21 protein-coding genes are annotated in these 21,199 nt (G+C 49.6%); 4 read left to right on the forward strand and 17 right to left on the reverse strand.

Annotated features, from left to right (window positions below):
- Positions 1–462, reverse strand: coding sequence for an STAS/SEC14 domain-containing protein (locus KK083_RS23180; protein ID WP_254167996.1), 462 nt, complete (start codon positions 460–462; stop codon positions 1–3).
- A 178-nt stretch (positions 463–640) separates the two neighbouring features.
- Here KK083_RS23180 and KK083_RS23185 point away from each other — a divergent pair, with 178 nt between their 5' ends.
- On the forward strand, positions 641–973 hold the full coding sequence (locus KK083_RS23185) for a hypothetical protein (RefSeq protein ID WP_254167997.1): 333 nt from the start codon (positions 641–643) through the stop codon (positions 971–973).
- Here KK083_RS23185 and KK083_RS23190 read toward each other — a convergent pair.
- The 12 genes from KK083_RS23190 to KK083_RS23245 all read right to left on the reverse strand — a co-directional run bounded on the left by KK083_RS23190 (position 967) and on the right by KK083_RS23245 (position 9,445).
- A complete protein-coding gene (locus tag KK083_RS23190; RefSeq protein ID WP_254167998.1) occupies positions 967–1,605 on the reverse strand; it encodes a class I SAM-dependent methyltransferase in 639 nt (212 codons plus the stop codon). The genes KK083_RS23185 and KK083_RS23190 overlap by 7 nt on opposite strands.
- The gene (locus tag KK083_RS23195; RefSeq protein ID WP_254167999.1) at positions 1,602–2,411 is read right to left on the reverse strand and encodes a hypothetical protein; all 810 of its coding nucleotides are present in this window, start codon (positions 2,409–2,411) and stop codon (positions 1,602–1,604) included. Before KK083_RS23195 ends, KK083_RS23190 begins: the two co-directional genes overlap by 4 nt.
- Before the next feature lie 55 nt (positions 2,412–2,466).
- The gene (gene atpG, locus KK083_RS23200) at positions 2,467–3,351 is read right to left on the reverse strand and encodes an ATP synthase F1 subunit gamma (protein WP_254168001.1); all 885 of its coding nucleotides are present in this window, start codon (positions 3,349–3,351) and stop codon (positions 2,467–2,469) included.
- A 40-nt stretch (positions 3,352–3,391) separates the two neighbouring features.
- Positions 3,392–4,969 (reverse strand): F0F1 ATP synthase subunit alpha, encoded by a 1,578-nt coding sequence (atpA, locus tag KK083_RS23205; protein ID WP_254168003.1) that lies wholly within the window; start codon positions 4,967–4,969, stop codon positions 3,392–3,394.
- A 13-nt stretch (positions 4,970–4,982) separates the two neighbouring features.
- A complete protein-coding gene (atpH, locus tag KK083_RS23210) occupies positions 4,983–5,543 on the reverse strand; it encodes an ATP synthase F1 subunit delta (RefSeq protein WP_254168005.1) in 561 nt (186 codons plus the stop codon).
- A gap of 4 nt (positions 5,544–5,547) precedes the next feature.
- Positions 5,548–6,042 (reverse strand): F0F1 ATP synthase subunit B, encoded by a 495-nt coding sequence (gene atpF, locus KK083_RS23215; RefSeq protein ID WP_254168006.1) that lies wholly within the window; start codon positions 6,040–6,042, stop codon positions 5,548–5,550.
- A 79-nt stretch (positions 6,043–6,121) separates the two neighbouring features.
- The gene (atpE, locus tag KK083_RS23220) at positions 6,122–6,370 is read right to left on the reverse strand and encodes an ATP synthase F0 subunit C (protein ID WP_262899593.1); all 249 of its coding nucleotides are present in this window, start codon (positions 6,368–6,370) and stop codon (positions 6,122–6,124) included.
- A 67-nt stretch (positions 6,371–6,437) separates the two neighbouring features.
- The gene (gene atpB / locus KK083_RS23225; RefSeq protein WP_254168008.1) at positions 6,438–7,478 is read right to left on the reverse strand and encodes a F0F1 ATP synthase subunit A; all 1,041 of its coding nucleotides are present in this window, start codon (positions 7,476–7,478) and stop codon (positions 6,438–6,440) included.
- Between the two features lie 92 nt (positions 7,479–7,570).
- Entirely contained in the window at positions 7,571–7,942 is a 372-nt protein-coding gene (locus KK083_RS23230) for a hypothetical protein (RefSeq protein WP_254168010.1), read from the reverse strand.
- 2 nt (positions 7,943–7,944) lie between these two features.
- On the reverse strand, positions 7,945–8,181 hold the full coding sequence (locus KK083_RS23235; protein ID WP_262899594.1) for an AtpZ/AtpI family protein: 237 nt from the start codon (positions 8,179–8,181) through the stop codon (positions 7,945–7,947).
- Positions 8,129–8,566: a bactofilin family protein gene (locus tag KK083_RS23240; RefSeq protein WP_254168013.1), complete on the reverse strand. Its 438-nt coding sequence runs from the start codon at positions 8,564–8,566 to the stop codon at positions 8,129–8,131. Before KK083_RS23240 ends, KK083_RS23235 begins: the two co-directional genes overlap by 53 nt.
- Positions 8,567–8,578: 12 nt before the next feature.
- Positions 8,579–9,445, reverse strand: a complete 867-nt coding sequence (locus tag KK083_RS23245; RefSeq protein ID WP_254168014.1) for a M23 family metallopeptidase — start codon at positions 9,443–9,445, stop codon at positions 8,579–8,581.
- 191 nt (positions 9,446–9,636) lie between these two features.
- Here KK083_RS23245 and porW point away from each other — a divergent pair, with 191 nt between their 5' ends.
- The 3 genes from porW (at position 9,637) to uvrC (ending at position 16,575) form a co-directional block, all read left to right on the forward strand.
- Positions 9,637–12,225: a type IX secretion system periplasmic lipoprotein PorW/SprE gene (porW, locus tag KK083_RS23250; RefSeq protein WP_254168015.1), complete on the forward strand. Its 2,589-nt coding sequence runs from the start codon at positions 9,637–9,639 to the stop codon at positions 12,223–12,225.
- Positions 12,176–14,521 (forward strand): transglycosylase domain-containing protein, encoded by a 2,346-nt coding sequence (locus tag KK083_RS23255; protein ID WP_254168016.1) that lies wholly within the window; start codon positions 12,176–12,178, stop codon positions 14,519–14,521. Before porW ends, KK083_RS23255 begins: the two co-directional genes overlap by 50 nt.
- A 227-nt stretch (positions 14,522–14,748) precedes the next feature.
- On the forward strand, positions 14,749–16,575 hold the full coding sequence (uvrC, locus tag KK083_RS23260; protein WP_254168017.1) for an excinuclease ABC subunit UvrC: 1,827 nt from the start codon (positions 14,749–14,751) through the stop codon (positions 16,573–16,575).
- A 51-nt stretch (positions 16,576–16,626) separates the two neighbouring features.
- On the opposite strand, the gene porN is transcribed toward uvrC, so the two are convergent.
- From porN to porK, 4 genes are all read right to left on the reverse strand, one after another.
- On the reverse strand, positions 16,627–17,571 hold the full coding sequence (gene porN / locus KK083_RS23265) for a type IX secretion system ring subunit PorN/GldN (RefSeq protein WP_254168018.1): 945 nt from the start codon (positions 17,569–17,571) through the stop codon (positions 16,627–16,629).
- Positions 17,572–17,576: 5 nt separating this feature from the next.
- Complete coding sequence (gene porM, locus KK083_RS23270) at positions 17,577–19,163, reverse strand: type IX secretion system motor protein PorM/GldM (protein ID WP_254168020.1); 1,587 nt, start codon at positions 19,161–19,163, stop codon at positions 17,577–17,579.
- Positions 19,164–19,199: 36 nt separating this feature from the next.
- Entirely contained in the window at positions 19,200–20,015 is an 816-nt protein-coding gene (gene porL, locus KK083_RS23275; RefSeq protein ID WP_254168022.1) for a type IX secretion system motor protein PorL/GldL, read from the reverse strand.
- A gap of 72 nt (positions 20,016–20,087) precedes the next feature.
- Positions 20,088–21,173: a T9SS ring complex lipoprotein PorK/GldK gene (gene porK, locus KK083_RS23280; protein WP_254168023.1), complete on the reverse strand. Its 1,086-nt coding sequence runs from the start codon at positions 21,171–21,173 to the stop codon at positions 20,088–20,090.
- Positions 21,174–21,199 lie beyond the last annotated feature (26 nt).

Raw genomic sequence — 21,199 nt, forward strand, 5'->3', positions numbered from 1 at the left:
TTACTGATCACCAATTTTCCTCAGCCACAGCCTCGCTTCGCGCATTGATTCGAAATAGCGGATAGTCATTACCTGCGCGTGCTGTGTCATCTCTTTTATAGTGAGTTGTGTGAATTTGCTGCTGGGCATAACAATGGCGAGGTAGCGGACCCCTGCCTGTTCCATGGCTGGAAGCACATGGGTCTTGAAGTGTTCAACGTCCTCGTCAAGAACTGGCCCGGCAGTGCGGCTGTCGGTGAGCAGGTGCAGCCTCTGGTAGTTCCCGATCTCACGGTTTACAAGCTCGATCCTTTTTGACTGGACAAAGTTGTAATGCTCACTGTATCGGGGCACACCATTCAGCGTAAGCTTTACGCACGGAATGGAGTCGTCCAGCTCGATGGTGGCATACTCATCCTTGTAAAAAGGCTTGATCATGTTTTGTAAACTGCTCAGGGCTTCAGTTGATTCAACAAAACTCATGGTTTTAAGGGTTTTTAAGCGGTTTTTTTGTCTTTTGTAAAAATATTAGTTACAAAACTGGCTCTGAAGTAGTCCAGTGTAAACTTATATTTTACATATCTTTATAGAACACAAATGCTTATACGTTATGGCGGTGGAAATCGGACACAAAATCAAAGAAGTATTTGATCATCAGAATATGAAACTCACGGATTTTGCTGATGAGCTTGGCACCGTGAGGCAGAACGTGTACAGGATCTTCAAGAAGCGTCACCTCGACACGGGGCTGCTGCTGAAGATCTCACAGGTGTTGAACCACAACTTCTTCCAGTACTATATTTCCAGCTCCGAGACGGGCGACGTTCTCCAGGTGGCTGAGCTCAAAAAACTTTCGCAGGAAAATACCGAACACCTGCGTCAGCTCGAGCTGGCGAAAAAAGAGATCGACTACCTGCGCAAGATCATCAAGCTGATGGAAGAGAAAGCGGAGCTCGTTCAGCAGGTTGGCAAAGACACCATGATGCTTCACTGAGCTGTTCTTCTCACCAGCACAGCGCTCCTGATAAAAGAACCAAAAAAAGACGCAGCCTTCACTTCCACCAATCCATGAAGGCTCAGCTTCAGCTGCCATGGCGGAAGCTGTCTTGTATCCAGGCTGCAGGTGATCCTGAAGAACAGATACATCATGCGCAGCAACAAACGCTGCCACCATTTCCCACCATCCACAAAATCACAGGCGAGCCACACCGCGTTATGCTGCAGGTGCGGTTGTATGCTACGGATCACTTCGTCCAGTGCCGGGGCGGTGAACAGATCGAGAAAAAAATGCGTGATCACAGCATCGTACAGAAGGCCTTCGGGAATGTTCTGCTGGGTGCCATGAATAAAATGAACCCGGCTGCCCTGCGCATCGCTGATCTTTCTGCGGCTCTGCGCGATCATGGAAGAAGAAGCCTCTACATACCACACCTCGCATGAAGGGTTCAGGTCGAGCAATACATGCAAGAGCTGCCCCGTGCCACCGCCGATGATCAGCACCTTGCTGTGAGGTGGTATGTTATCCAGGTAAAAGCGCTGCGCCTTGTCCAGGCTTTTTCCGAACACCACATGTGCCAGCGCGTCGTAAACACCGGCCACTTTGTTGAAGCTGTTCAGCGATCTCATAACAGATAGATTCCGGGGATCAGGAACACCGCGTCACCCGTGAGCCGGTAGTAGGGCACCAGCTTGTGACGGAAAATAAAGATCAGCAACAGTACTGCATTCATGGCCCAGAAAATAAAAACTGGCCCGCTGCAGCCACTGGTGAGACAAAGTACAACACCCAGCGCAAAGTTCACCACCAGTAATGTCCAGATGCAATAGGCGGTGAAACGCCTGCCCAGCACGGTTACAAATGAGCTGAGCTTGTCGGCCGTATCGGTGTCGCTGTCGAACCACGAGAACATCAGCAGGTTTGTCAGCGCCGTGAGCCCGAACTGCATGATGAGCACCATGTGAACTGAAGTGATGGAAAGCTTAGTAACAGAGAGCGATGGAAGCAACACACCCGCGGTGTACAATACAGCGATGAAGATCTCTTTCAAAAACTTCAGGTATCGCTGCCCTAAAAGATAAACGGCCACCAGCGCTGCCAGGAACAGGCCCCACATGAAGACCTGCTTGCGGATGAAAAAGATGATGATGGTATCGGCGGCCAGCGCAACCACCATCAGCACGAACAACACCATGAAATGTTTTTGATGGAACCGGTGACGCTCAGAGGCGGCTTGTTTACCAATGGCTTTCGCATCGCGCAGGTGATCTGCCGTGTAGATGATCCATACCGTGAGGCCCAGCGCCATGAGACCGTATGACAGGATGGCCACGCCCAGCAGCTTTGCAAAGAACATCGCGCTGATCACCGCTCCTGCCACGATATCGAGGCTCAGGATGTTGAACAGGCGATATAATCGGATGATCCTGTGCATAAAAAAAGAGACGCAGGTAATGGCGTCTCTTTTACAAATTTATAAAGAAACTGTATTATGCTGACTTCAATGCTTCGGCACCACCCACGATCTCGAGGATCTCTTTGGTAATGGCTGCCTGACGCGTTCTGTTGTATGTAAGCTTCAGCTGCTTCAGAAGCTCGCCTGCGTTCTCGGTAGCTTTGTCCATGGCTGTCATCCGCGCACCGTTCTCTGCTGCGTTTGAATCCAGCACCGCCTTGTACAGCTGCACCTTCAGCGACTTGGGGATGAGGCCGGTGATGATCTCTTCCTGGCTGGGCTGATAGATGTAGTCTACCTGGCTTGCGGTATTGTCTTTTGCAGGAGGCAATATGGGCAGGAACTGCTCTGTTCTGAGCACCTGCGTGGCTACGTTCTTGAACTCGTTGTAAACCAGCTCTACCTTGTCATACTTGCCTTCCTGGAAGCCTTGCATGATGTACTCCGCTGCGCGTGCAACATTGTCGAACGCGAGGTTGCCGAAGATACCGGTGTAATCGCTTACCAGTGAGCACTTGCGTTTGCCGAAATAATCAGCAGACTTTCTACCAATGGCCAGCACGGTAACATTGCCTTTCCTGAACTGGTCGGCATATTTCTCGTCGATGAGGCGGTTCACACCCTTGAAGACGCTGCTGTTAAAGGATCCGCAAAGACCGCGGTCTGAGCTTACGGCAACGATCAGGATCTTCTTCTCTTCACGAACGTGGCTGTACCAGTTGTCGCCATCGGCATTAAGCTGGGCGGCAGAAAGGTTCTTCAGAATGGAGTTCAGCTTCAGCGCAAACGGCCTCATCTGGATGATCCGTTCCTGCGACTTACGCAACTTTGCCGCCGCCACCATTTTCATGGCTTTGGTGATCTGCTGCGTAGACATCACTGAAGTGATCCTGTTTTTAACTTCCTTTAAACTGGGCATCTCTTATCGTTAAAAATATGCTGCTTCTTTACGACTGATCTTAGTTGTATCGGCTGGCGAGATCAACGGCCACTTTCTTGATGGTGTTGACATCGGCATCTTCAAATTTACCTGCGCGCAGGTTCTTCAGTACATCGGCATGGCTTCCGCGCATCAGCTCGATGAATTCTTTCTCGAACTGTTTTACCTTGTTCACAGGCACTTTGTCCATGAAACCGCGGGTTGAGGCCGTGATGATCGCCACCTGCTCTTCAACAGGAACGGGCGCGTACTGGTCTTGCTTGAGGATTTCGGTGTTCCTTCTTCCACGCTCGATGGTAAGCTTGGTAGCGGCATCGAGGTCAGAGCCGAACTTCGCGAAAGCTTCGAGCTCGCGGAACTGGGCCTGGTCAAGCTTCAGCGTACCGGCAACTTTCTTCATCGACTTGATCTGAGCCGAACCACCCACACGCGATACGGAGATACCTACGTTGATGGCAGGACGGATACCGGAGTTGAAGAGGTTGGTCTCGAGGAAGATCTGACCATCGGTGATGGAGATCACGTTGGTCGGGATGTATGCTGATACGTCACCCGCCTGGGTTTCAATGATCGGAAGCGCTGTTAACGATCCGCCGCCTTTCACCAGTGATTTGATAGAGGCAGGGAGGTCGTTCATGTTTTTCGCGATCGCATCGTTGTTGATGATCTTGGCGGCTCTTTCCAGCAGGCGTGAGTGCAGGTAGAACACGTCACCAGGATATGCTTCACGTCCCGGAGGCCTTCTCAGCAGCAGCGATACTTCGCGGTAAGCAACAGCCTGCTTAGACAGGTCGTCATAGATCACCAGCGCAGGACGGCCGGTGTCGCGGAAGAATTCGCCGATCGCCGCACCGGTGAAAGGTGCGAAGAACTGCATGGGAGCGGGATCTGACGCCGAAGCGGTAACGATCACGGTATAAGGCATTGCACCAGCCTTTTCGAGGGCGGCAGCAACGTTGGCTACGGTTGAGTTCTTCTGGCCAACAGCCACATAGATACACAACACGGGCTCGCCTTTTTCATAGAACTCTTTCTGGTTTACGATGGCATCGAGGGCCACAGCAGTTTTACCTGTCTGGCGGTCGCCGATGATCAGCTCGCGCTGGCCACGACCGATCGGGATCATGGAGTCGATCGCCTTGATACCGGTTTGCAGGGGCTCGTTCACCGGCTGACGGAAGATCACGCCAGGAGCTTTTCTCTCCAGGGGCATCTCATAAAGCTGACCGCTGAGGGGTCCTTTGCCGTCAACAGGGTTTCCGAGGGTATCTACCACGCGGCCCAGCATGCCATCGCCAACTTTTACGGAAGCGATCTGGCCGGTACGCTTAACGGTTGCGCCCTCGCGTATATCTCTGTAATCTCCTAACAATACTGCGCCGACGTTGTCTTCTTCAAGGTTGAGCACGAGACCTTTCAGTCCTGTTTCAAACTCGATCAGCTCCCCGGCCTGAGCTTGTGTTAAACCATAAACACGGGCTACACCGTCGCCAACGGTAAGCACAGTACCAACTTCTTCCAATTGTGCATCGGTGCGGGCTTGTGAGAGCTGCTCACGTAAAATTGCTGATACTTCTTCAGGTCTGATCTCTGCCATAGTAATTAAGAGATTAATATTCTTTTATATAGGGGTTCTGACTAAACTTCATTTTTAATGTCTTGATCTTGTTCTTGATGGAGGCGTCGATCTGACGGTCGCCTACCTTCAATACAAATCCGCCGATCATCTCGGGGTCTACACGCTCTTCGAGCTCCACCTGTTTCTTTTCGCTGTATGCTTTCACGAGGTTCTCGAACTCAGCGCGCAGCTTTGCATCGAGGGGAACTGCCGATGTGATCGTGGCTTTTCCGATACCCTTGTGCTCGTTGTAGGCATTGTGGAATTCTTTCGCAATAGCGCCCAGCAGGGGTTCACGGTTTTTCCTGGTAATGATGTCGAAGAAAGACATGGTCAGGTTGTTCACCTTGCCTTTGAAGATCTTCGACAGGATCTCCCTTTTCTTGTCGTGCGGGATCACCGGGCTGCGCAACATCAGCGCAAAGTCCTTGCTTTCGTTATACGTTTTTGAAAAGAAGATCATGTCATTATGCACGTTCTCCAGCACCTTCTGCTCGAGGGCGAGGTCGAGGAGAGACTTCACATAACGCGATACTGCTCTTGAGTCTGCCATGATCTTAGTTGATCTTTAAGTCTTTGATATAGCCTTCAACGAGGTCTTTCTGAGCCTTGTCTCCGGAAAGGTTTTTCTTCATGAGCTTCTCGGCGATGTCGAGCGCGAACATGGAAACCTGGATCCTCACTTCTTTCAGCGCGGCCTGTTTTTCGATGTTGATGGCTGCCTTGGCATCTTCGATGATCTTATCGGCAGTTTTCTTGGCATCGTGCTGCGCTTCATCTTTCATGCGGTTGGCCACTTCGCGGGCCTCGCGCAGGATCCTTTCACGCTCTTCGCGGGCCTCCTTCAGCAGGCGCTCGTTGTCTGACCGCAGCTGTGACATTTCATGCCTTGCTTTCTCGGCAGTGTCAAGGGCGTCCTGGATGGAACGCTCGCGCTCTTTCAATGAGTTGATGATCGGCTTCCAGGCAAGCTTGGAAAGCAGGAGCACCAAAAGCACAAAAACTATAAGCTGCCAAATGATCAGGCCCGTTCCGGGGGTGAGAAGTTCCATAGTTATATTTTATCAGATCGTTTCAAATAAAGTAAGAAACCTGCCCGGCCTATTGCCGAAAGCAGGTTCCTGAGTTTTTTTAGCCTTGAAGCTGAGAGATCAGCAGGCAAATTACAAGGGCGAAAAGAGCAGCCACCTCGATAAGAGCGGCAATGATCAACATCGCACCTTGAATCTTACCAGAAGCTTCAGGTTGACGTGCCATACCTTCCATCGCAGAGCCACCAATGCGGCCGATACCGATTCCAGCGCCAATTGCAGCCAGACCAGCACCGATGCCAGCACCCATGATTGCATAGCTGATGTCTAACAAAATTGCTAATAACATAATTGTGTATATAGTTAAGTGAAACAAACCCTGCCGGGTGACCCGTCAGAGATATCTTAAATTCCTTTTAATGATGATCGTCATGGTCATGATCAGCGATGGCCATGCCTATGTACAATGACGAGAACAATGTAAACACATAAGCCTGGATACCGGCAACCAGCAACTCGATCAAACTAATAAACAATACCATCACCGTTGAACCCGCGCCCACGGCCATGCTTTTGAAAATGAAGGCGAGGCAAATGAGGCTCAACAATACAATGTGACCGGCAGTGATGGCCACAAAAAGACGCACCATCAACGAAAGCGGTTTTGTAAAAATGCCTACGATCTCCACCGGCAGAATGATCAGCCTCAGCGGAAGCGGAACACCGGGTGTCCAGAAGATGTGCGCCCAGTAAGCTTTGTTGGCGCTGAAATTTGTGATCAAAAAGGTAAGGATGGCCAGCACAAACGTCACGGCGATATTTCCGGTCAGGTTACCCGCACCCGGCAACAGGCCGAGCAGGTTTCCGAAAAGGATAAAGAAGAACAGCGTGAGCATGTACGGCAGGAACTTCTCGTAACGCGGGCCGATGTTCGGTTTCACCACCTCATCGCGTACAAACAGGATCACCGGCTCGAAGAATGACTGCACACCGCTGGGTGCCCTGCCTTCATTTTTACGGTACGATCTCGATACCGCTGAAAAAACAAGCAGCAACAGCGCGGCGTTGATAAAAAGCATGGCCACATTCTTGGTGATCGACAGATCGAGCACCGCCTTGTGTGAATCGGCCAGATAAATATGATTGTGATCGAGCTTGTAGCCGTTGTATTCTACGGTGTTGTGATGCTCGTCATAGAAATGATGCGATGAGAAAATATCAAGACCTCTTTCAGATGAATAAACGATAACCGGCAGGTAGATCGTGCCATTGTGTCCCTCCCACAAATGCCAGATATGGTCATCCATCACGTGGTGCAGGATCACCTGGCTTGCATTGAACTTTTCACCCTGGTCGTCGGCCTTTTCAGATGCCTTCAAACCGGTGGAAAAAACACCCAGAAAAAGGAGTGTCAGAACAAACGAAAATCGGCTGAATTTGTTGAGAAACGCGGTCATTTAGGGTTTTTCCTAAGGTTTTAAAATCCGACCGCAAAGGTATTAATAATAGCTCCACAAAAAAATCTTTTAAAACTTTTTTGCCCCCCAATTTACCGCTGATCCCTGCCGGTAATTTTGCGGTACAGGAACCCTACCTCCAGTATGGTGAATACGAAATAAGTGACCATAAAAAACACCACATTGCCGGTAGCCGCGGCCCTATCGCTGATGATCATCACCAGGTTATAGGCACAGTAGGCAAGCAGTTTCACCACCATAGTTAGTAAGTATAACTGCAGGAAGAATTCGGGTTTATTTGCCTTATACAGGTAAACATAGATCATTCCCGTAGCGAAAGTGAGGAGGATGAGCGTTTTCAGGAAAAAGGAAGGCTTCGCAAAGTATCCGGAAGAGGCCGCCAGCAGCACGGTTGCGGCGATAACAGCCGCGGTCAGCAAAAGTGCAATAAAGAACCTGAACAAAATTACTCGCGATTAATGGACTTGTATACCTGGTAGATGGTGCCTGCAAATCCGGCGAGGCCAAGGCATAGCATAAAGATGGGATACTTGAGCCCAAGCCACTGGTCTACCTTGTAACCGAGCCAGCCGCAAACGGCAATGGTTGCCAGAAGCTGCACCGCCAGGCCACTGTATTTAAGGTAACTATTATATTGATTTAACTTCTTGTTGGGACGAGAGGGATCGGGTAACTGCGCCATTTTCGCTGATTTTAATGTCTTTTACAGCTGCACCCATTTTACAGCCTCCGTTGAAGACAGCGCCTGGCTCCACCACCAGCTTGCCGGTAGAGATATCGCCGTTGATCACCGCGGTGGCCTTGAGCACCAGCAGCTCCGCTATCTCTATCTTGCCCTTTACTTCGCCTTCAATGTCTGCATTCTGAGAAGTGATGTTACCGTGTACCTGCGAAGAAGGACCCAGCACGATTTTGGATTTTGATTTGACATTACCGGTGATCTTTCCTTCGATGCGGATGTTACCGTAAGTCTCTACATTACCTTCCAGAAAGGTACCTTTACCGATGGTGTTGCTTGAGTTGCTGATCTCTTCGGCTACGCGTTTTTCTTCTTTAGAAGTGAACATAAGTTGTTTAGTTTAAAAAGTGACGAATTCTTCCGGGTTCAGCGAGTTGCCATTATACCACAGCTCGAAGTGCAAGTGTGGGCCATTGGTCATTTCTCCGCTGTTTCCAACTATAGAGATTATTTCGCCTGCGTTGACAAATGTACCAAGTTTTTTATAAAGTTCAGCATTGTGCTTGTAAACCGATATCAGGTTGGCGCTGTGCTGGATCATGAGCACCCATCCTCCATCCTGGGTCCAGTCAGAGAAGATCACGGTGCCGTCTGCAATACACTTCACCGGCTCGTTGGTCTTGGCCACGATGTCTACACCGAAGTGACTCTTCTTCACATTGTAACGATCCGAGATAAAACCCGCGATGGGTGAGAAGAAAAATGTCTCCTGCAGCTCGCGGTTTTTGACATTGGCCAGGGTAATGAGCGAGAGGTCAGACCTTTCAAAGTCTCTTCTGAAAGCCGAGTCAACGGGCTCGAGCTTAAGTGCCGCCGGCTTGCTGGTGAGCGGTTGGGTCTCTCCGCGTAATATTTCTGCCGGGTCGTGAAAATCACTCGTATCGCCGCTCAGCACACGCTGAAAGTTAGCGATGAACCTGTCCTTGCGGTCTACTTCCAGCGCCAGTGAATCCACCTTAAGGGCCAATCCATATAGCTGCTGGTTCAGCACCATCTGCTCGTACTTCGGGTCGAACCATTTCTCCAGCACGGTCTCCACCAGGAAAAGGCTGATGACCAGGAACAGGATAAAAATGATCACGGAAAAAAGAATGATCTTGGAATACGTGAAGCCCACGCTGGTCTTCTCGGCGAAGTTCTCTTCATTGCGGATGATCAGCTGGTAACGGTTGGTAAGCCAGCTCGAAAGCGTCTTCTTTGGTCTCATCAGATGGCCATACCTTTAGGTGATACATGGAAGACCAGCCGCTGTAAATTCGTTGAATTTTTCATGAAGTTGGACAGTCGCTGCATAGGCATTTCAAAATATTCCCGTTTTTTTGCAAAATTAGATATTCTGCCTGATTATAATATTGAATTCAGGTTTTTTGCGTTTCTGTGTAGGTTAATAATTGCCATTTGAAAAAACTGCCCCTATATTTTTTTCTTGTGCTGGCTGCTGGTATAGCCGCTTCATGCTCGTCGGAAAGAAACACCTGGACCAGCAAAGCCTACCACAACACAACGGCTCACTTCAACGGCTATTATTATGCCAACGAGGAGATCCGGAAAATCGAGGCGACCATACGAAAAAGTCAGGTGGATGACTATAACCGGATCCTGAGGTTGTTTCCCACTTTCGATTCAACGCTGGCAAAAGGTTATGATAAGGAAGTTCAGGAGGCAGTGAAAATGGCGTCCCTGGCCATTCAGCGGCACCCCAACAGCAAGTGGGTAGACGACGCTTACATCCTGGTAGGCAAAGCCCGCCTTTACAGCCTCGACTGGGGCAACGCTGTACAAACTTTCAAACACGTCAATACCAAAAGCAAGAATAAGGATGCCAAACATCTTGCCATCGTCAACCTGATCCGCACGTACATCGAGCACAAGGAACTCAACAACGCACAGGCAGCCATTGACTACCTGCAAAAGCAGGAGCTGAACCGGTCGAACAGGAAAAAATTCCACCTCGAAAAAGCATACTTCTATCAGCTGCAGAACGACTATGATAACATGGTGCGGAACCTGACCAGCGCCGACCCGTTGCTGAAAAAGAGCGACCGGCGGGGAAGGATCTACTTCATCATCGGCCAGGTATACCAGGAGCTGGGCTTCGAAGCAGAAGCCTATAACTATTATAAGAAATGTATCTCCACCAATCCTGAATACGAGGTTGATTTTTATGCACGCCTGTATATGGCCCAGGTTACGGAGATCTCCCGGAGCCGCGACATCAACGCAGCGCGCAAGTCGTTCAGGAAGCTGCTGAAAGATTCCAAGAACAGGGAGTTCCATGACAAGATCTATTACGAGATGGGCATCTTCGAGCTGAAACAGAAGAACATCCCGGAGGCGATCGAAAACTTCAACCTGTCGGTAAGGCGTGGTAACAATAAAAGGATCGATGGTGAGGCGTACCTCCGGCTGGGTGAGATCTACTATGACACGCTGCGCAACTACGAGCTCTCACAGGCTTATTATGACAGCGCCATCACATCGCTGCCAACGGACTACGAGGGCTACCAGGCTATTAAAACACGCTCGGAGATCCTCAACGAATTTGTCAAACACCTGAAGACCATCAAATGGCAGGACAGCCTGCTGGAGCTCTCTTCACTCGACTCGGCAGGGTTGCGGGCCCGGATCGATACGGTGCTCACAGCGCGTAAGAAGGCTGAAGACAGGAAGGCCGCGAAGAAGAAAAAAAGCTCCAACCGTGTGGAGATCGCCTCCAATGATAACAACAACGTGTTCTCGAATGATAATGACAGCGGCGAGAACACGGCGTGGTATTTTGGCAACCCTTCTGCCATGGCCATCGGACAGAACGAGTTCGTGAGGATCTGGGGCAGCATCAGACTCGAAGATAACTGGCGACGATCGCAGCGAAGTACCGCGGGACGACAGACGGCTGACACTGCTACCGATAGCGCGGCCGTGGCTAAAGACACTGGTAATGCTACACCGGATGCCAAAGTTGACCCGGTGGATGTGGAGTACAACCGTCTCAACAAAGAGATCCCCCGAACACCCGAAGCGGTGAAAGATGCATTGGCGAAGATCGAAGAAGCTTACTTCAAGCTGGGCGACATCTATTACTTCAAGCTCCAGGAGAATGAGAATGCCGCGGAGACCTATACCACCTTGCTGCGGCGTTTCCCGGAAACGGCCCACGAGCCCGAAGTGCTTTACACCTTGTACCTGATCTACAAAGACAGTGATCCTGGCAAAGCCGAAACGTATGCCTCGCTGTTGAAAAGCAAACACCCGAACTCCACCTTTGCCAAGATCCTCATCAACCCGGCTTACCTGAAGGAATCGAGCCTGGCCGTTGAAAAACAGAAGGAGTTGTACAAGGTAGCCTATGAAGGTTTTCAGGCAAAAGATTACGCTGCCGCCCGCCAGACCATTTCTGAAGCGCGGGCCCTGGGAGAAACTTCGTTCACCGCTTCGCTCGACCTGCTTTCGGTGCTCATTACGGGCGAGAACGAGAACATCTCAAAATACCAGTATGAGCTCGATCAGTTCATCAAACAACACGAGGGCCACGAGCTGTCTGCCTATGCTCAAAAGCTACTGAATGCTTCGCGACAGTTTCAGCAGACAGAAGAGAAGCGCAAAGGCATCCAGTATATCCTTTCGCTGGATGAAACACATTATTTCGTGCTCGTATACAAACGCTCCGAGCGGATGGACGGCGTTGCCTCCGCGGCACTGGAAACTTTTAACAGGGAAAACTACCGGGACCTGAACCTGAAAACGAGCAACCTCGTGCTCAACGATGAATACACACTCACTTTTGTGGCGGACCTTCCCGGGAACAGTACGGCCGTAGCGTATTATAAGACATTCATCGAAAAGCTACCGTCCATAACCGCGCTGCGAAACCATAAATTCAATAATTTTGTCATAACCAAAGATAACTTCGACATCTTCTACAGAACCAAAGGTCTTGATGAGTACATCCACTTCTTCGAAAAAAACTACCCGGCGGAAAACCAATAACATTCTCTTGCTTCAGAAGCCGTGGTTCAAAAAAGTAATAAAAGCCGTCTGGATCCTTTTCTTGTGTGTGGTCATCGGCGTGCCGCTATATGTGTATACGGTCAAGGCTGACCTGTTCGGGTTATTTGGAGGCATGCCAAGCCTCAAATCGATCGAAAATCCGCAAAACGACCTTTCTTCTGAGCTCATTTCTGCCGATGGTGTATCACTTGGAAGGTACTTCAGGTATAACAGGAGCCAGGTGGCGTACGAACAGCTTTCGCCCGATCTGGTAAACACCCTGCTGCTGTCAGAAGATCACCGTTTTTACGATCACTCCGGCATGGACTTCTGGGCTTACCCACGCGTGCTGTGGGGCCTGCTGACATTCAATAACCGTGGCGGCGGAAGCACCATCACGCAGCAGCTCGCCAAGAACCTTTTCAGAACAAGGGGCGATGAACTCGATGGCACACTCACCCGTGTTGGCGGTCCGCTGAAGATCCTGGTCAGCAAAACCAAGGAGTGGATCATCTCCGTACAGCTCGAAGAGAATTATACGAAGGAAGAGATCATCACCATGTACCTGAACACGGCCGAGTTCAGCAGCAACGCCTATGGCATCAAGGTGGCCGCCGAAACGTATTTTCAAAAACAGCCAGACAGCCTTAACGTGCTGGAGTCAGCGGTGCTCGTGGGCATGCTGCAGAACCCTTCATTTTACAATCCTCAGCGCAACCCGAACAACGCATTGCGTAAACGCAATGAAGTATTGTACAAGCTTTACGCCCGCAACTACATCAAGTCACAAGCAGAACACGACTCACTGAAGAACATACCCATCCAGTTGAAGTTCTCCGTTCAAAATCAAAACCAGGGCCTGGCCACTTACTTCAGGAGTGTGTTAACCTCCTTTCTCATGAAGTGGTGCAAAGACCATAACTACGATCTGTGGGAGTCGGGCTTGAAGATCTACACCACCATTGACAGCCGCATGCAGCAGTTTGCGGAAGAAGCCATGGCCGAACACATGTCCAAGCTGCAGAAGGAATTCGAAACCCAGTGGAAGCTGAAGAACAGCAATCCCTGGACCGATTCGGATACCAAAGCGGAGATCAAAAATTTCCTTCAGCGGAAGATCAAAAAAACAGAGACCTACAAAAATCTTGTAGCGCGTTATGGCGAAAATTCCGACTCAGTGAACATTATGCTGAACGTGAAGAAGCCCATGACGGTATTTTCGTGGAAGGGCGAGCGCGATACGCTGTTCAGCTCCATGGACTCGCTTCGTTATTACAACTGGTTCCTGCAGGCTGGCATGATGTCTATGGATCCGGAAACCGGCGCCATCAAGGCCTGGGTAGGTGGTATCAACCACAAATATTTCAAGTACGATCACGTGAAGCAGGGAACGCGGCAACCGGGCTCTACGTTCAAACCTTTTGTTTACGGGAAGGCGATCGAAGACGGGTACTCGCCCTGCTTCGAGCTGCTCGATATCTCTCCTACCATCAAAGTACCGGGCGGCGTGTGGAATCCGCCGAACTCAGACGGAACTTACGGTTCGGGCGAAAAGATGAACCTGCGTGTAGCCATGGCGCGGTCGCTGAACTCGGTCACGGCACAATTGATCGCCAAGGTTGGGCCTGCCAACGTTGCGAAATTTGCAAACCAACTCGGCATTTCCAGTCCGTTGGATCCGGTAATGTCGCTGGCCCTGGGAACAAGCGATGTGTCTTTGTATGAGATGGTATCGGCTTATTGCAGCTTTGTGAACCTCGGCATGCATATCGAGCCTTACTACGTCACGCGCATCGAAGACAAGAACGGCAACGTGATCGAAAGTTTTGTACCCAAAACAGGACAGGCAACCGATGAACGAACCGCTTACAAAATGATCTATATGCTGCAAGGTGGTGTTGAAGAAGAAGGAGGAAGCTCGCGGGGCATAAGCTATTCGCTGAAGGTTGATAATGAGATCGGGGGCAAGACGGGCACAACGAACGATGCTTCTGACGGCTGGTACATGGGCATCACCCATAACCTGGTTACCGGGGCCTGGGTAGGCGGCGACGAACGCACCATCCACTTTCCGAACTGGACGTTCGGGCAGGGCAGCAAAACTGCGCGCCCCATCTGGGACAAGTATATGGTGAAGGTCTACGAGCATCCGGAAGTGGGCTACGGCAAAGGACTGTTCAAAAGGCCGGCGTCAGGTCTTGATATCGTGCTCGACTGCAACCGCCACAATGCTTCGGATTCGACCAGCGTAGTTCCCGTAGAGAAAGAAATATCCCTGGACGATATCAACAATTAATCGGTAAGTGGTGATCGGGTGATCAGTAACCGGTGTTTAAACCACAAGCACAATAAGTGTCCCGCAGATCACGCTGATTTTCGCAAATCCATATGAGGACTATTTCTGCGTAGATCTGCGCATTCTGCTGGAAATGTATTTTTCTCTGAAAATGTAAAATATTTGTAAGGTTTTCGGGATTTAGAAGGGTTAAACCCCCAGACCGATTACCAATTACTAAAAAAACTATGGCCGAGATCAAGGAGGCTATTCAACGGTTACCAGAGTCACCTGGCGTATACAGGTTTTACAACGCAGACAGTGAGCTGATCTATGTTGGCAAGGCGAAGAACATCAAAAAAAGGGTCACCAGTTATTTCAGCAAAAGTCACGGTCTTAACCGCAAAACGTTGCGCCTGGCATCTGAGATCAGGTCGATAGAATATACCGTTGCCTTCAGCGAGTTCGATGCGCTGCTGCTGGAAAACAATTTCATCAAGCAGAACCAGCCGCGGTACAACATCCTGCTGAAGGATGACAAGACCTTTCCCTATATCTGTATTCTCAAAGAAAGATTTCCGAGGATCATCTATACCCGGAAATACATTCCTGAACAGGGCGAATATTTTGGACCTTACTCCAGCGTGGTGGCCATGAAGAACGTGCTTGACCTTGTGCGCAAGCTCTACTCCATCCGCACCTGCAGCCTGCTGTTGTCTGAGCAAAATATCGCGCAAGGCAAATTCAAGGTCTGCCTGGAATACCACATCGGCAACTGCAAGGCTCCCTGCGCAGGACTTCAGCAGGAAGAGCAATACCAGGAAGAGATCGAGCAGGCACGCAACATCCTGAAGGGTAACATCAGCATTGTGTATCAGTACTTCAAGAACCAGATGCAGCAAGCCGCTATCAACCTTGAATACGAAAAAGCTCAAAAGTTCAAGGAAAAGCTGAGCACGCTCGAAAGGTTCCAAACGAAGTCGCTCGTGGTGAACCGCGACCTCACCGATATCGATGTGCTCACCATCACCAGCATTCCTGACTACGCTTATATCAACTATCTGCAGATCAAGGAAGGCGCGATCATTTACTCCAAAACCGTTGAGGTAAAGAAGAAGGCTGACGAAACGGATGAAGACCTGCTGAGCTTTGCAGCGCAGGAGCTTCGGGCAGGGAACAACCTGACCATTCTCAGCAACGTACCCATTACGCTGCTGGACGAAGACACGGAGAATATCATCCCGAAGATCGGCGACAAGAAAAAGCTCATCAGCTTGTCGATCAAGAACGGCCTCGAGCTGAAGAAAGACAAGGAGATCCTGCGCGAAGGAAAAAAATCGAAACAGCTTGAAGTGTTGTCGATCCTTCAAAAAGATCTCCAGCTCACGTCACTTCCGCTGGTGATCGAGTGTTTCGATAACTCGAACTTCCAGGGTACCACACCGGTGGCCTCGATGGTGCGGTTTGCCAATGGAAAGCCCGACAAAAAAGGCTATCGTCATTTCAATATCAAAACCGTTGTGGGGGCCAATGACTTTGCGTCGATGCAGGAGATCGTGGGGCGCCGGTATAAACGGATCATGGAAGAAGCAGGCCCACTGCCAGACCTCATCCTGGTTGATGGTGGCAAGGGGCAGCTGAGCAGCGCCTGTGATGCCTTAAAAGAGCTGGGCCTGTATGGAAAGATCCCCATCGTTGGCATTGCCAAAAAGCTCGAGGAGATCTATTATCCGGAAGATCCCATCCCCCTTCATATCAACAAAAAATCACCGGGCCTGTTGCTGTTGCAGCATGTGAGGGACGAAGCGCACCGGTTTGCCATTACGTTCCACAGGCAAAAGCGGAGCAAGGCGCAGATCAAAACCGAGATCGAAGAGCTGAAGGGTATCGGCAGGCAAACCGCGGATAAGCTTCTGAGACACTTCAAATCGGTGAAGAAGATCCGTGAAGCTTCGCTGGAAGAGCTCACCACGCTTGTGGGCCGCAAGAAAGCGGAGCTTGTCAAGGGCAAGACAATAGAAGCCACTCCACAAGTAGAAACCACCCCACAAGAAACGCCTGAGGGGCCGAAATAAAAAAAGCCAGGAATTGCTCCTGGCTTTTTTATGAATATTGGTTCTCTCAGCTTAGAATTCCCAGAGGTTGTGCTCTTTTTCCATGAGCTCGATCTCCATCCACTCTGTTGCCCACACAGCTTCCCTGTAAGGTCTGCCGTTGGCAATGTAAGTCTCAAGGATGGTCTCGTTGTCAGGGTTCTGCACTTTGTTGATAGCGCCCCAGAAGAGTCTCAACAGGATGGCATCAGCGAAGTTCTTGTTCTGTGCTGTGTTGTGCCTGTTAAACCATATTGCCTTCTTAGGGTGTGCTCTGAAGATCTTCTCAACGTCTTTGTACTTAACCCAGGCCAGTGACTGGTTGAAGCCTGTTTGGGTCTTCGAGCCAGGGATTGAAAGCTCCAGGGCCTGAACGTCATAGTACAATCTTGACCTTCTTCTGTCGAAGATCACGTCTTCCATCAGCTGAAGGTTGCTTACATCGCTGGGCACGTAGTTTACGGCTTTACCTTCTGATGTAGGAGTCCAGTTGTCGGTAGAAGTTTCGGGATTCGCACCGCGGTTGTCTTGCAACGAGCGGTAGTTCTTTCCGTTGTAGGTAACGATATCGTCAGTATAGAAATCCTTGGCAGGATCCCACTGAGCATAATCCGTTGAACCTTGCTGCTGCAACCGCTTCATGAAATCTTCCTTGCTCATCTTCGTCGTCAGGGAATCGCTGGCATAAATATCCACCAGTTCACCTGAAGTGATTGCATCCATGATAATCTTCGAGATCTCCCCGTTCTTGGCGAAGAAACCCTTGTTCTGCTTTTCCAGCAGATCGATGGTTCTCCACACCCTTACCTTGTAGTGTTGTTCGTACAGGGCGATAGGGTTGATCGAGTTAGGGTTATACTGCTCCTCCAGTTCTTCTTTGAATGCCTGGTTCACTTCGTTTGTTTCAACCTCAGCCTGTGCGAAGGCGTAGGCGGAAGCAACCGAAAAAAGACCTGCAAAGATTAATTTCCTTTTCATATACCTTAGTTAACCGGGATAACAACTACACTATTAGAGCTCTTGATCGCTACTTTTTCTTCTTTGTCTGTGTACGTTTTCCTCACTGCCTCCCTGATGGAGAATACGATCCTGTCGCCAGATTTTGCTGAATTGCTCCAGGCGCCGAGGTCAGGGCTGCTGTTAGTAGCACGCATCTGAGCCTTTGCAACGGGTCCGGCACCCATGATCACTTCCATATCCTTGATGCTATAGCGTGCATCTTTGGGAACTTCTTCCTTGAAGTTCTCATCAGGTTCAATAACGATCCTGAGGCTGCGTACCTGGTTGGGTTTAATACCCTGGCGCAGGTCAACAGGTGTGTTGCCGATGTAAGCCACAAAGCGGGGCTCAGGGATCAGTTTCACGTCGAAGTTCTGAACGCCGATCGGTGTACCACCGTTGCTAACGTTCACAGCGATCTTACGTGCACTGGGGATGATGGTAACTTTTCCGGGCTTGTCGCCTTTTCTGATCTCCGCAGCGGAAGAAGAGAATGAAGGGTTATAGCTTGTTCCCAGCGCAGGCACCTCGATAGTAACGTTGTTACCGCAGTTTAAGTATAGCGTGGGAGCATTACCGGTTGTTACCTTGATAGTAGGCTGAGCAACCAGGTATTCAACGGTTCTCTCCAGTGTTTGCTCAGGCAGTTTGATCTCTGCTTTAAAGCTCTTGGTTGCAAAACCGTCTTTGTTATAAGCACCACCAGAAGCGGTGAATTTGATCTTACCCATCTTGATACCGTTCTCTTCGAAGAGCTGAAGCTTCGATCCGTTCATGAACATTTCAGGTTGGAACGAAGTAGATGACGCAGAGATGAACAGGTCAGCTTCGTAGGTAGCACCTGCGGCCACGATCGATTCTTTGCTGCGGATCATAGGTACCATCCTATCGAACTTCACATCACCGGCACCGGCGATCTCCTTCAGTCTTTCAAGCGCCTTTGTTTCGTAGTCCAGCACTTCTGTCTGCATTTGTGTTACAGAAGCAAGGGCAGCGATCACAGGCGTGTTCTCGAATGTAAAGGTCAGGAAGTCCTTGTTAGCGTGGTCTTCATCTTTAGCGAAAACTTCTATTTCCTTCGGAGGTTTTGCCAGGTTGGGCAATGCTTTCGCATCAAGTCCTGACAGCTCTCTCAATTTCGTCACATAGTCATTCAACAATTTTTCAAATGCCTTGCCTTCAGGCTGAGACATCATCATGGTAGCAACCTTCGAGCTGTGGTCATTGATCAGCTTCTCATCGATCTCCGTGGTTCCGGAGAGGCTTTTCATTGTTGCTTTGAGCTTTTCAATGCTTTCGATGGTTGTCTTCGTCAGGTCCCTTACCTGTCTTGAGTTCTCAAGGGCCTTTACGATCTTCGGATCAGGGCTTTTACCCTTCTCTTCGATCAAGGCGCTCAAGATCTTCTGGTTCTTTGAAGTAGCTGTCTGCGAAAGTTCCTCAAGGGTTTCATATATGATCGCAAACTTCTCCAAAACCGCATTACTTACTTGCAAGGCCAGAAGCGCGGTGAGTACGAGGTACATCATACCGATCATCTTCTGCCTGGGTGTTTCCTTACCGCCTGCCATATTCGTTTAGAATTTGAATATTTCGTTTAAGAAAAATTAGTTTGCGCCACCCTTCATAGCAGTGAGCATGCTGCCATAAACTTTGTTGAGCGCAGTGATATTGTCGGTAAGCTTACCAAGTTCTGATGTGAACTTCGTAGTGTTCTCGCCAACTTTAGAGAGTCCGTGCATAGCACCGGTCAGGCTTTCGTAAAACTTGTTCATGTTCTTCACATGGCTGTCAGCATCTTTCAACTCCATTTCATATACAGAGTTCAAAGCAGCAAGGTTTTTAGTTACCTTCTGAACCTGGCTATGGTATTCGCCGGCATCTTTCGATGCTTCAGACATAGCAGACACAGCCTTGATGGCTACATCGTATGACTTGTTCATTTCTGACAGTGACTTGGATGCAGTCTGAACGTTTTTAGCGTAGTCGTTGGTAGCAACGGCAGCGTCAGAAAGGTTCGACATTTTCTTGGCTGATTCAGCAAGATTGCTCAGGCCTTTGCCGAGGTTATCGAGCAGCTCAGGACCGATCTTAGCTTTTTCAAGAGAGATATCCAGTTGTTGTGTCAGCGAAGCGGTAGGCTTATTTGAAATGCGGGGAGCCGCAGCAGGTCCTTCATATTCGTCTGCCAGTTCAGGATATACTTTTGACCAATCAACTTCATTATGAGGCGGCTCAAAGGCACTCAGGAAAAAGATACCGGCTTCCACAGAAAGACCAATCATCAACATTTCATCCGCACCTGGCATGTGCAGGATCTTGAACAACGCACCGATAATAACAACCGCAGCACCAATACCGTAAACTTTAGGCATTATGGTTTTGTAGAGAAGCGCAGTAAATCCGCCTTTTTTCTTGCTCATTTTAGTAAGGTTTTAAGTTTATATCTGTATTCTTTAATACGGGTTTTTAAATATAAAGAGAGTTTTCAATTATTAAAATTCTTGTCCGGACGAGCGACCGAGGTGCGTGAGGGCGCAACGGAAGCCGATATAAGCGCGGGTAGAATCCTTGAATTCGTAGGTTCTGGTACCTGTTTCCAGGTAGTAGGCTACGTCTTTCCATGAACCACCCCTGACAACTTTCTTGGGCGGAACTTTAGGATTGTACTGGCTGCTTTCCGGGTTGGTTCTCTCATCTATATATTGAGGGTTCAAATCCCATACGGTAGGCACCGATGCAGGGTTGAAGTCGTCAAGACACCACTCAGAAACGTTTCCTGCCATATCGAACAGCCCGTAGTCATTAGGGAAATACGATTGAACAGGTGATGTGTATGCAAATCCGTCGTCGTAGAAGTTACCACGGCCGGGTTTGAAGTTGGCAAGCATACAACCTTTCGAGTTGCGGATGTACGGGTTACCCCAGGGATATTTAGCCATGTCACGGCCACCGCGTGCGGCGTATTCCCACTCAGCCTCTGAAGGAAGCCTGAATTCAGGCATCGGGAAGTCACCTACACTTTTCCTGTAGTCGTTCAGGTAAGCGGTTCTCCATTTTCCAAAGTACACGGCCGCATCCCAGTTGATACCTACCACCGGATAGTCGTCATAGCCAGGGTGCCAGTAATAATAGTCTTGAATAGGATCACCCATGTGGTGCGCAAAGTCTTTCACCCATACCGTGGTATCGGGGTATAAAGTCTGTCTGAATGTTTCGGGATCAATGGTTTCAAAACCTTCGATGGTACCATTATCGATCAGGAAAAAGTTGGTAAACTGACGGTACTCGTTGTTGGTGATCTCGGTATCGTCCATAAAGAATGAGCCGATGGTCACCTGCTTGTTGAAGTTGATCTGCGTGGAAGCAGGATCTTCATCAGCCTGTCCCATATGGAACGTCCCTGCGGGGATTGGCACCATTCCGTAGGGAATAGTCATCACCCAGCCCTCTCTGCCCGGTACGCCGACCAGTTCTCCCTGGTCTCCACCACTTTTACCGCCCAGTCCAAGCAGTCCGCATGCACTTGCCAGCGCACCTGCGAAGATTATCACTAGTTTATTGGACACCGATTTGTTCATAATTCTATAGCTATGTATGGGTTGAG

The sequence above is a fragment of the Chryseosolibacter histidinae genome, assembly GCF_018598225.1.
Lineage (GTDB): Bacteria > Bacteroidota > Bacteroidia > Cytophagales > Cyclobacteriaceae > Chryseosolibacter > Chryseosolibacter histidini.